The sequence below is a fragment of the uncultured Campylobacter sp. genome, assembly GCF_937997465.1.
In the GTDB taxonomy this organism is placed as follows: domain Bacteria; phylum Campylobacterota; class Campylobacteria; order Campylobacterales; family Campylobacteraceae; genus Campylobacter_A.
The window spans coordinates 1-11,588 of record NZ_CALKTQ010000302.1 but is presented as its reverse complement, the minus strand read 5'-3'; the positions used below and the strand labels follow the sequence as shown (position 1 = coordinate 11,588).

Genomic DNA, 11,588 nt, shown 5'->3' with positions numbered 1-11,588 from the left:
TTTTTTATCCTCGTATTCCGCCATAGCGTCTAGCAGGGTATAAGAATGGCTTTTGTAGCCGCTTGCCGAGCCGTCCGGGATAGAGCTTACGTATCTAACGCCCGCGCCCACTTTTAGGCTTTGGTCGGCAGTTAGGCTAAATTTATACGTTATAAATGAAGAGAGCGTGTTTTTAGGTATTAGGGCCGTTTGAGTTACGATATCGCCGTTTACTCCGTCGTGAGTTTTTGCGCTAAAATAATGCGTATAGGCCGCGATCCAGTTTATATCGTCGGTTAAATTTACGTTCGAGCTTATTTCTAAGCCTTTGGTTCGTTTTTTACCGGCTTGGCTTTGGATATATAGGCCCCCGACCATACCGCCCACCAGAGCGTTTTTCTCTTCTATATCAAAGTATGCAAGGCTAAATTCTCCGTCTATAAATTCTGGCAAGTATTTTACGCCCGTTTCGTATTGTCTGCCTTCGATAGGTTTGTATCCGACCGCGCTGTTGCTTCCTACGACGGGAGTAAAGCTTTGAGAGTAGTTAAAAAACGGCATCAATCCGATCGCGTCGAAGTTATACATTACGCCCGCTTGATAAGTGGTTTTGGATATTTCGTAGTTATTTTTCGTGCCTAGCGTATTGGAGTCCTCTTTTAGCTTGTCGCGTCTAACGGCGGCGTTTAGGATGAGGTTGTCAAAAAGCGTCGCTTGGTTGCTAAAATAAAAGCCCAGTTGCGACTGATCTACGTCGTATCTTGGGGCGCTACTAGGTCTAGCTACGCTTACTCTATCGCCGATAGTCCAAGGCGTCGTGCTAGAAAAGCCGTAAATTCCGTCCGCTTTTATTTTTCGGTAATCAAAGCCGAACGTGGCTAAATTTTTGATGTTTTCGCCTTGAAATTCATAGCTCAAGCGGTTGTCGAACGTATGAGACTTCACGTCCGCATCGACTAACGTAACGCCGAAACTGCCCACGTATAGCGTAGCGAGCTGCTCTTTGTCTTCTTTGTTAAATTTATAGCTCGACGCGAATTTTAAATTGTCCGTAAAATTATGCGTTAGCTCGTAGCCGGCCGTATACTGCTCTCTTTTTAAAAAGTCGCTGCTTGAGCTCGGATTTACGCTGCGAGATACTTTCGTTACGTTCGGATAGGGATAAAACGCCGTCACGCCCGTGCCGTTATCTTTGGTATAGCTTGAAAGTAGCGTCAGCGTCGTTTCGTCGCCGAGCAAAAACAGCAAAGACGGAGCGATATAATAGTGTTCGTTGTGCGTAAAATCGACGTCGCCGTGTTTTTTCTCGTAATTTCCGACTAAGCGAAATTTGACCCTATCGGTAAAAAGCTCGTCGCTCGCGTCAAAGAAAATTCCGCGTTGATTTTTGTTGCCGATCTTAAATCCGACCTCGGCAAAAGGCTTAGCCGTCGGACGCTTGCTGACTAAATTTATAACTCCGCCCGCGCTTGAGGCGCCGTATAAAAGCGAATTCGCGCCCTTTACGACCTCGATACTTTCAAGCCCGTAGATATCGTGCTGAGCGCCTAAATATCCGCCTTTGTAAGGCGTAGAACCGTCAAGCGTAACCGTCGCGTTAAAGCCCCTTAGCTTTAGCCAATCGGTCGTATCCAGATCCGTTCCGTAGGGATTTATGAAGCCCGCTTCGTATTTAACGGCATTATCGAGTTGGCTTGCGCCTTGTTCGGAAATTTTATCTTGCGTTATCGCAGTAGTGGTTCCGGGCTGCATAAAGTCGATTTTTCCGCTGCCTTTGGCTACAGAGCCCACGACGCTTACTTCTTCGAGAGCTACGCTATCGGCGCCCAAAGCGGCGACCGCGCTCAAACTTAAGGCTAAACCCAGCCTAAAACTATTTTTCATTTTGTCTCCTTTTAAAGTTTATTTTAATTTTCTGGCCGCCGATACGAAATAGGCGCTTCCGATAATGGTAGCGACGAGCCCCGAAGGTATCTCGTAAGGAAAAATAAGCGTCCTGCCTAAAAAGTCGGCCGTTACCATCAATATCCCGCCGATAACAGACGCGGTTACGATTTGCAAGCACGGCTTGCGAAAGCCCAAAAACGACGCTATATGTGGCGCTAGCAAGCCAACGAAACTAACCGGGCCTATGTTAAGAGCCGCTAACGCGCTTATGCCCGCGCAAAATAAAAACAGTATCGTTCGGTATCCCGGGACGTTTACTCCCAAGCTCGAAGCGGTCGCGTCGCCTAAATTTAAAAGCTCGATTTGCCTGGAATAATAAAGCGCGAATAAAACGCTAGCTACCGCCGCGATAAATAGAGCAGCAGCCCACGCTGTCGTAACCGAATAGGTACTCCCCGACGCGTAGCTCATAAAGTTATAAATCCTGCTATCTCCCGTCGCGAGCAAAATTTTCTCTACCGAGCTAACAAACGCCATTATAGCTATGCCCGTTAAAATCACCTTGTGCGGCGACATTTCGTTTTTGTAGTTTACGGCTACGGTAAAGCAAAGCATGGCGCAAGCGCCAGCGATACCTAGCGGCACGGTCAAAAACGGCGCTAAAAACATAGCCGCCAATACGCCAAGGCTCACGCCGGAATTTATCCCCAAAAGCTCGGGAGAAGCCATTTGATTTTTGCTTAGACGCTGTAAAACCGTTCCCGCGACGCCCAGTATTACGCCACTAAAAAGCGCGGCCGCTACTCGGTTTATACGCACGCTTAGTATCTCTTGGCTAAAATTTCCGACCCCGAAAAATAGCGAAAACAAGCAGACCGCGACCAAAACGGCTAAAATAACGGGCAATACGAAAGCGGCGTTTGCTTTTACTGCCGAGCCCGCGTCGCCGTCTTTTGCGGATACTTCGTTTTTATGGACGCCGCGTATTATCAGCCATAAAAGCAAAGGCGCGCCTAAAAACGCGCTTATGCCTCCTGCCGGTAAATTTACGCCCGTTAAATTTAAAATCACGATCAAAATTTCGTCCGTAACGCCCAAAAGTAACCCGCCGCACAAGCCGCAGCAAATTAGCTTTTTTGCGAAATTATCGAATTTAAGTCTATCTGCTAGCGTATAAGCCCCAAGCCCTACGAATGCGATGATGCCGACGAAAGCTACCGTCAAAGCGGTGAGATAAGCGGCTATCAAAAGCCCCGTCGCGCGTATTAAATTTACGTTTACGCCAAGAGCCTTGCAAGCGCTATCACCCAAAACAAAAAGGTGAAACGAGCGAGAAAAATATAAAATAGCCGCTAAAGCCGGCAAAAAATAAACTAGCATGGAGTAAAAATTAAACGCGCCGTCTTGCGCCAAATCCCCGCTCATCCAAACCGCGACGAAAAAGCTCTCTTCTTGAAAAAAGAGCATTAAAAGCGAGGTCAAAGATCCGAAAAATAAACCGATTATAAGTCCCGATAGCGTCGTGGTAAATACCGAAAATCCGCGCCCCGAAGATAATGCGAAAAGTATCGCTAGCGCCGCGACCGCGCCGACGAAAGAGCTCGCGACGGTGCTAAGTCCCAGATGCTGAAAGAAAAGAGCGCCCGCTAGCATAAAAAATCCCGCGCCGCTACCCACTCCAAGCGTACTATCGCTTGCTAGCGGGTTATGCGTTATTTGCGCCATCAAAGCCGTAGCCGTAGATAAAAATAGTCCGCTTAAAAACGCGACGCCTATTCGCGGTAAAATATAATTTAAAACGACTAAATTTTTGACGTTTTGGCCGAAATCTTCCAGTAAAATCGCCTGCAAGGCGACTGCGGCGATACCCAAAACGACGAAAGCGACCGAAAAAATCGTAAGTAGTTTTTTCATTTTCGGGGATCTTGATTTAGGTTTTGAGCCAGCTGCGTAGCAAAGCGCTGCATACTCAAAATCGCGCCCGCGCTCCAAATCGGACTCGTCTGAATACTATTTTCAAAAAACCCTAGAGCTCGAAACAGCCCGTTAAATTTAAGCTCGCGCTTAATATCGAGCGGATTTGGTTCGACGATAACGAGTCTCGAGTTTTTAGGAAGCTTAAAAAGCGAAGTGATCGGCACCGTGGCTATACCCCACAAATTAAACGTAAATTCTTTAGGCGCGGCGTTTTTTAGCCCCATTTTTTTCAGGCTTACTCCGTATATGCTGTTTTCTCCGTAAATTCTCAAACGCTTGCTGTCTATAAACTGGATCGTCGCGATAGGTTCGTTTGAAAAACGCGCGAGCTCGGCGCGTAAATTTTTAAAAAATTCTTCGTTTTCTCGTATGAGATTTTGTGCTTCTTTTTCTCTTTTTGCGATTTTGGCGATACGATGCGTCGCGTCCAAAATATTTTCGTATAAATCCCCTTCTTTATACGCGTCTACGACCTCTACTCGCGCGTATTGGGCTAGGGCGTTTTTGTTAAATTCAAAAAAGGACGGAATGATTATAAAATCGGGCTTTAGCTTGATTAGCGCTTCTAGATTGGGCTGCATTCTAAGCCCTAGATCGACCGCGTTTTCTACGCTTGGTTCTTTGACCCAAATTTCATAGTTTCTTTTATCTCCGATAGCCGCTACGTCGTATCCGATAGACCTCAATATCTCCGCCGCCGTCCAATCTACCGCTACGATTTTAGGGCTTAAATTTTCCGTTTCTTGGGGTAAATTTCGAGCGATTAAGGCGGTTAAAGTAAAAATAAATACGAAAAAAGCGCGCATCAAAAAACTGCCGCTAGTCGGTTTTGGGTAGGATGAGGAACGATGCTCGCCTTTACGCCGTAAATTTGCGCCAGGCGCTCGCTGTTCATTATCTCTTTTGCATCGGCGTTAAAGATCACCTCGCCCTTTTTCAAGGCTATGAGATAATCGCAATACGTAGCGGCTAAATTTATATCGTGAATAACGATAATAACGCCTTTTTTGAGCTCTTTGCCCAGCCTGGAAATAAGTTGCATAACCTCGATCTGAAAAGAGATATCAAGCGGAGCCAAAGGCTCGTCTAAAAGTAAAAAATCGCTTTGTTGAGCCAGTAGCATCGCCAAAAACAACCTAGAACGCTCGCCACCGGATAAGGTGCGCACCTCTTGGTCTTTAAATTTAAGCGTTCCGGTCGTCTCCAAAGCCTCCAAAACTATGCGTTCGTCGTTTTTTTCGTCGCGCAAAAAGCCGCTTTGATGAGCGTATCTGCCCATCGATACGAGCTCAAATCCGCTAACGTCGGCCGCATCTGGTAAATTTTGCGGTAAATACGCGAGCTTTTTGGCAAAATCTTTGGCGCGATATTCTTTGATATTTTTATCCAGCAAAAGCACTTGCCCGGAATATTTTTTTTGCTGATTGCCTAAAATTTTAATAAGAGAAGATTTTCCCGAGCCGTTATGCCCGATGAGTCCGTAAATTTTACCGCTTTTGAATTCTAAATTTATTTGATTTAGTATCGTTTTGTTTGAGATTTTAAAGCCGACGTTTCGGGTTTTCAACATAAATTTACCTTAGGGCGTTTAATTGATATTAAATATTATAACCGTATAAAGCTAAATGTTAGATTAAATTTCGGTTATAAATTTTTTTTTAGCAAGTTTTGGGTATAATCGGTCTCTTATCAAAACGCGTATATCCGCGCTTTAAAAGTTTAAAACGGAGAAAAATTTGGAAAAGATACGAAACATCGCCGTCATCGCTCACGTCGATCACGGCAAAACTACGATGGTTGACGAGCTTTTGAAACAATCGGGTACTTTTAACGAGCACCAAGCCGTCGGCGAACGCGTGATGGATAGCAACGATATCGAGCGCGAGCGCGGCATCACGATCCTCTCGAAAAACACCGCGATCCGCTACAAAGACACCAAGATCAACATCATCGACACCCCGGGCCACGCCGATTTTGGCGGCGAGGTAGAGCGCGTGCTAAAGATGGTCGACGGCGTTTTGCTACTCGTAGACGCGCAAGAAGGCGTAATGCCACAAACTAAATTCGTCGTGAAAAAGGCGCTCTCGCTCGGCCTTCGCCCGATCGTCGTCGTAAATAAAATCGACAAACCCGCAGCCGATCCCGATCGCGTGATAAACGAGATTTTCGACCTTTTTGTAGCGCTTGAGGCAAACGACGAGCAGCTGGAGTTCCCAGTCGTTTATGCAGCGGCTAGAAACGGCTACGCGAAGCTAAATTTGGCCGACGAAAACGTAAATATGCAGCCGCTTTTCGAGACGATTTTGTCTCACGTTCCAGCTCCTAGCGGCGATATAAACAACCCTTTGCAGCTTCAGGTTTTCACGCTTGATTACGACAACTATGTCGGTAAAATCGGCATCGCACGCATCTTTAACGGTAAAATTTCTAAAAACCAAAACGTAATGCTCGCTAAAGCCGACGGCACAAAAACTACGGGCAGAATTTCAAAACTCATCGGCTTTTTGGGTCTTGAGCGCCGCGACATCGACGAGGCGCAAGTGGGCGATATCGTAGCGATAGCGGGCTTTGAGGCGCTGGACGTCGGCGATAGCGTCGTAGATCCAAACTCCCCTATGCCGCTTGATCCGCTAAAAATCGAGGAGCCTACGCTTAGCGTCGTATTTAGCGTAAACGATAGTCCGCTAGCGGGCACCGAGGGCAAGCACGTAACCTCAAACAAACTCGACGAACGTCTAGCTAGCGAGATGAAAACCAATATCGCGATGCGCTACGAAAACATCGGCGAGGGTAAATTTAAGGTTAGCGGCCGCGGCGAGCTGCAAATCACGATTTTGGCCGAAAATATGCGCCGCGAGGGCTTTGAGTTTTGTCTCGGACGTCCGGAAGTTATCGTCAAAGAGATCGAAGGCGTGCGCTGCGAGCCGTTTGAGCTACTAGTATGCGACGTGCCGGACGAGTTTAGTGGCACCGTGATCGAAAAACTCGGACGTAGAAAGGCTGAGATGGTCTCGATGAACCCGACCGGCGACGGACAGACGAGGATCGAGTTTGAGATCCCTGCGCGCGGCCTAATCGGCTTTAGAAGTCAGTTTCTGACCGATACGAAAGGCGAGGGCATCATGAACCACAGCTTCCTCGAGTTTCGACCGCTCATCGGTAGCGTCGAGCACCGCAGCAACGGCGCTCTGGTGTCGATGGAAAACGGCGTGACGCTAGCGTATAGCCTCTGGAACTTGCAAGATCGCGGCGTACTTTTCGTCGATCCGCAGACTAAGACCTATGTGGGCATGATTATCGGCGAGCATAGCCGTCCAAACGATCTGGACGTAAACCCGATCAAAGGCAAAAACCTAACCAACGTACGCGCTAGCGGCTCTGACGACGCTATCAAGCTCGTACCGCCTAGAAAACTAAGCCTTGAGCGCGCTTTGGAGTGGATCGAGGAGGACGAGCTGGTCGAAGTCACGCCGACAAACATACGCGTACGTAAACGCTATCTAGATCCTACTATGCGCCGCAGAATGGCAAAAACAAAAGAATAAATTTTATAAATTTAGCCTGCAAATTTACGCTTTTTGTGGGCTAAATTCCCCTCTTAATTTCCCCGCAATATTTTTATGCCCGCTTTAAATCTGCTCAAATTTGACCTCAAATTTTAGTTTTAAATATAAGAAAAAAGTAAATTATATTACATTTTAATATAAATAGAAAATAATAAATATATAAGAAATATAGTGATACAATTTCATATCAAATATTATTTTCAAGGAGCGATGATGAAGAAAATTTTACTTTTAGCGGCGATTTGCGGCGCTGTTTTTGCAGAGCAAACCTACGAACTAAACGTACCGAATATGAACTGCGGCGGTTGCGCCAAGAAAATCGAAGATGCCGCAAAAGGCGTCAAAGGCGTCACCGCAGTGAGCTTTGATCTAAAAAGCAAAGACGTAAACATCACCGCAGATAGCGGCGTGAACGTGATGGACATCGTGCAAGCAATCCAAGCCAAAAAATACAAAGTCGGTATCAAAGAATGAAAAAGCTAGCTCTAGCGCTGGCGCTTTGTGCGGCGGCATTTGCGGACAAGACTTTGGTTTACGAGATCCCCAATATGGCCTGCGTGAGCTGCTATGAGGTCATCACGCAGACGCTAAATACGCTTAAGGGCGTGAAGAAATTTGATGTAAATTTGGAAGCTAAAACGGCCGACATCGTCGTCCAGGACGACTTTGCGGAAAATACGGTCGTAGAAGCGCTCAAAAAACAAGGCTATCAGGCGGTTTTAAAGTCTGAAAAATAACGCCCGCGCGGAACAAATTTAGCTCTTAGCGCGGTTTTTATATTTTTAGCAAAAGCGGCTTTAGAGCTTAGCAAACCTGCTTGGCGTAGCTTTTTTAAGCGGCGAATAAATTTAGGCAGCGTTTTTTATTTAAATTTGCGGTTTAAACGCACGTTTAAAAAACAAAGCCTAATCGCTGCAAGGGCAAATCGCAAATAGCCGCCTTTTTGCAAACTTTGCGGCGTAAATTTAGCCGAATTTTAGCAACTGTTCAAAGCTAAAATGTAAGGCGAGTAAAATTTATCGCCGCCTAAAATGCGCGGTTTTGACGCAAACGCCCAAAACCGACAAATAAATTTAACTAAGGATAATTATGAAAAAAACGGCTAGCCTTTTCGTAGCGGTCGCGGCGTTAAATTTGCCGCTTTCGCATTTGGCCGCGAGTCGCGACGCCCATCAAGGCTCTTAAAATTTAGCCGCTTTAAAGGCGTTAAATTTTAGTACGCTAAACGCCGCGGAGGTCGTGCTAGATAAAGTCGAGGTCAGCGCCGACGCCAACGCTACGAAAGAACCAGGAAAACTAACGCGCGCGGATATGGATCTGATAACGTCTAAAAATCACGGCATAACCGATCTTTTAAAAGGCAATCCAAACGTTGCCTTTAGCGCGAAAAACGCCAAAAGCGTGCGCGCGGGCGAGCTGGCTCCGCAAGATATCAGCATAAACGGCGCGAGCTACTATCAAAACAACTTTACCCTAGACGGCGCAAGCATAAATAACGACCTAGACCCTAAAAAACGCACGTGGAATAACCACAACAACCCCTGGAGCGACAGTACGATAGGCTCGCAAGCCATGAGCGTAGATACGGATCTGCTAGGTAGCGTCGAGGTGCTAGATAGCGCGGTCTCGGCTAGGTACGGCGGCTTTCAAGGAGGCGCCGTAAACGCTAAAACCAGAGACCCCAAAAGCGGCTTTCACGGCGTACTTAGCTACTCTTATACGGGCGGGGATTGGAGCAAAATTTATAAAGACGCCTCCGCCGCGCAAAGATACGACGACGGCGACCTGGCCGATATGAGCGACTTTAAAAAGCGCAGATATAGAGTCGGCGCCGAAGGGTATTTGACGCAGAATTTCGGCCTTTTGTTAGACTACTCGAGGCACCGCTCCGTCATAGAAAACCATTACAATAAAAAACAGATAAATCAAAATTTATACTCGTTTCCAAACGACAGGCAGACTAATGATAATCTTTTCGTAAAAGGCGTTTGGGGCGTGAGCGATAAATTTACGCTAAAGCCGAGCTTTTTGTACTCTAGGCTAGATAACTACACCTCCGCCAAGCGGTACCTAGACTCCCAGCTCACGCTAAAATACGGCGGTTACGTCGCAACTCTCGAGGCGCAGGCCGATCTTGAGGGAGTATTTTTAGAACAGACGCTTAGCTACTCCGCCTCGCAAAACAGCCGAGACTATGAGCATGATACCGAGTATTATGGTTACAAACCCTCAAACGTCAAAAACTGGGGAACGAGCGGGAGTGCGGGCATCGGCGGGTATAACGACTTTACCCAAAAGCAGAATACTCTCTCGTATAAATTTGATGCGAGCATGAAAGAATTTGACGCTTTTAGCGCGGTGCATCTGATAAAATCGGGCTTTGAGCTAACTAGGCAAATCGGCGGTTACGAGATACCCAAAACCTACGTTCACAACAGCGCCCCAAAGTCGCTAACGGGCGCGTGCGAGCCGGGGGATAAAACTTGCGTCATAGACGATAGCTTCGCATCCCAGGGCGCGGTTGGTCAATATCTATCGAAAAAAATCTACTACTACGCCGTAAAAACCAAGGCTACGCAGACCAATCTCGCTCTTTATCTCGAAGACGAGATGAGGTTTGGCGCGTTTAAATTTCGTCCCGGACTTCGCATCGAGCGAAACGGCGATAACGACGACGTAAATTTAGCCCCGAGGTTGCTAGCCGAATACGAATTTGCGGATAAAAACTTCATAGGCCTTGGGTTAAACCGCTACTACGGACGAAATTTTTTCGCGTACAAGATGTATAACGGTGTGTACAGGATGTATGAGACTTGCGAGAGAAGCTCATACGGCGGGGCGTATACGTGCGGCGGACTGGCTAATAACCGCCGTCCTATCAGGGAGCTAAAGACGCCTTATGACGATGAATTTAGCGCGTATTATCGCGGCGACGTCGGCAACGCGAGGCTAAATCTAAAATACGTCAGACGCCAAGGCCGCGACGAAGTAGCGATGAAATACGTAAGAGAGCCGCTATCAGGCTACGGAAACGGATATTCTATATTTACCAACGAAGGGCAAAGCAAGCGCGACATCGTAACCTTAAGCGCGGCAAACATCGCTCCGATCGAAATTTGGGGCGTAAAAAACGATTTTGAAGGCTCGCTAAGCTTTACGAAGCAAAGCAGGAGTTTTGATGATTACGAAGACGACGAGATGAACGACGACGTCTCGTATAACGGAAAAATCATCAAAAAAAGCGAACTACCGGTCGTTGATTACCATGTCCCCTTTTCGGCTAAATTTCGCCACTCGGCTAAATTTAGCGGCTTTAGCGTTTCAAATTTCATAAACTATACGAGCAAAACGGACGCGCTACTAGGCGGCTGGAATAGGACTTGCGGGTTGTACGTCTACGAGCGCCAAAAGCTGCCCGCATACGCGACGTGGGATATGCGTATAGGTTACGAAAGGCGGCTGGCCGGCGATTTTCGAGCGTTTGTAAATCTTGACATAAATAATCTTTTAAACAAAAAATTTATCGCCTCAAACGAAGGCAACTACTACGAGTACGGCCTTGGCCGCAACTTTTGGCTGGAAGCGGGTATGAAGTGGTGAGTTGCCGGGATTTATCCCGCAATTTATCGCGCAAGATGCGGTAAAAGCGGATTTGCGGCAAACTTTGCGAGCTTTAAAAGGCTAAAGCGCTCTGGTTTAGTTTTTATACGCGCCCTAAATTTGCGCCTTTTGGCTAGTTTTGGTTTTTGCCTTACGGCGCAAAGTCGCAAATTTGCCGTTTATGCGCGGTGCAAATCCGCGCTTTTGCCCTCTTGGCTTTCTAGTAAGTGTAAATTTGCCTACTTGCATCCGGCAAAATCGGCAAAATAGCTAAATTTTGCATAGAGCGCGAGCTGTAATTTCCTTGCCTAAACGCAAAACGCACGGGATAGGTTTGACGGCTCGGCGAGTGTGCCGTTTAAAATGTTAGTTTTTCTCTCGCGGCTTAAAACTCTGAAGCTGCGAGAAAATATGTTTCGCGCTCTTTTTGGCATGTTTAAAAATGCTATTTTTGCTCTTGCGGCTTAAACGGCGCTAAATTTGCGATGATTTAGCTGTTAGCTCGCGTAAAATCACCCTCAAAAGATACGAATTTATCGCGGCAAAAGGCCGTGCCGCGATAAATTCGTATCTTTTGAG

General features: G+C 46.8%; 8 protein-coding genes. 4 read left to right on the top strand and 4 right to left on the bottom strand.

Going from position 1 to position 11,588, the window contains the following annotated elements; translation table 11 throughout:
- The 4 genes from Q0546_RS10265 to Q0546_RS10250 all read right to left on the bottom strand — a co-directional run.
- The coding region (locus Q0546_RS10265; protein WP_298792761.1) for a TonB-dependent receptor at nucleotides 1–1,863 on the bottom strand (1,863 nt) is incomplete at its 3' end.
- A gap of 18 nt (nucleotides 1,864–1,881) precedes the next feature.
- Entirely contained in the window at nucleotides 1,882–3,780 is a 1,899-nt protein-coding gene (locus Q0546_RS10260; protein ID WP_298792759.1) for an iron ABC transporter permease, read from the bottom strand.
- The gene (locus tag Q0546_RS10255; RefSeq protein WP_298792757.1) at nucleotides 3,777–4,649 is read right to left on the bottom strand and encodes an ABC transporter substrate-binding protein; all 873 of its coding nucleotides are present in this window, start codon (nucleotides 4,647–4,649) and stop codon (nucleotides 3,777–3,779) included. Before Q0546_RS10255 ends, Q0546_RS10260 begins: the two co-directional genes overlap by 4 nt.
- Nucleotides 4,649–5,413 (bottom strand): ABC transporter ATP-binding protein, encoded by a 765-nt coding sequence (locus Q0546_RS10250; protein WP_298792755.1) that lies wholly within the window; start codon nucleotides 5,411–5,413, stop codon nucleotides 4,649–4,651. Before Q0546_RS10250 ends, Q0546_RS10255 begins: the two co-directional genes overlap by 1 nt.
- A 166-nt stretch (nucleotides 5,414–5,579) precedes the next feature.
- On the opposite strand from Q0546_RS10250, the gene typA reads away from it, so the two are divergent.
- The 4 genes from typA to Q0546_RS10230 all read left to right on the top strand — a co-directional run bounded on the left by typA (nucleotide 5,580) and on the right by Q0546_RS10230 (nucleotide 11,009).
- Nucleotides 5,580–7,388: a translational GTPase TypA gene (typA, locus tag Q0546_RS10245; protein ID WP_298792753.1), complete on the top strand. Its 1,809-nt coding sequence runs from the start codon at nucleotides 5,580–5,582 to the stop codon at nucleotides 7,386–7,388.
- A gap of 234 nt (nucleotides 7,389–7,622) precedes the next feature.
- A complete protein-coding gene (locus tag Q0546_RS10240) occupies nucleotides 7,623–7,883 on the top strand; it encodes a heavy metal-associated domain-containing protein (protein WP_298792751.1) in 261 nt (86 codons plus the stop codon).
- The gene (locus tag Q0546_RS10235) at nucleotides 7,880–8,146 is read left to right on the top strand and encodes a heavy metal-associated domain-containing protein (RefSeq protein ID WP_298792749.1); all 267 of its coding nucleotides are present in this window, start codon (nucleotides 7,880–7,882) and stop codon (nucleotides 8,144–8,146) included. Before Q0546_RS10240 ends, Q0546_RS10235 begins: the two co-directional genes overlap by 4 nt.
- Before the next feature lie 502 nt (nucleotides 8,147–8,648).
- Entirely contained in the window at nucleotides 8,649–11,009 is a 2,361-nt protein-coding gene (locus Q0546_RS10230; RefSeq protein WP_298792747.1) for a TonB-dependent receptor plug domain-containing protein, read from the top strand.
- Nucleotides 11,010–11,588: the final 579 nt, after the last annotated feature.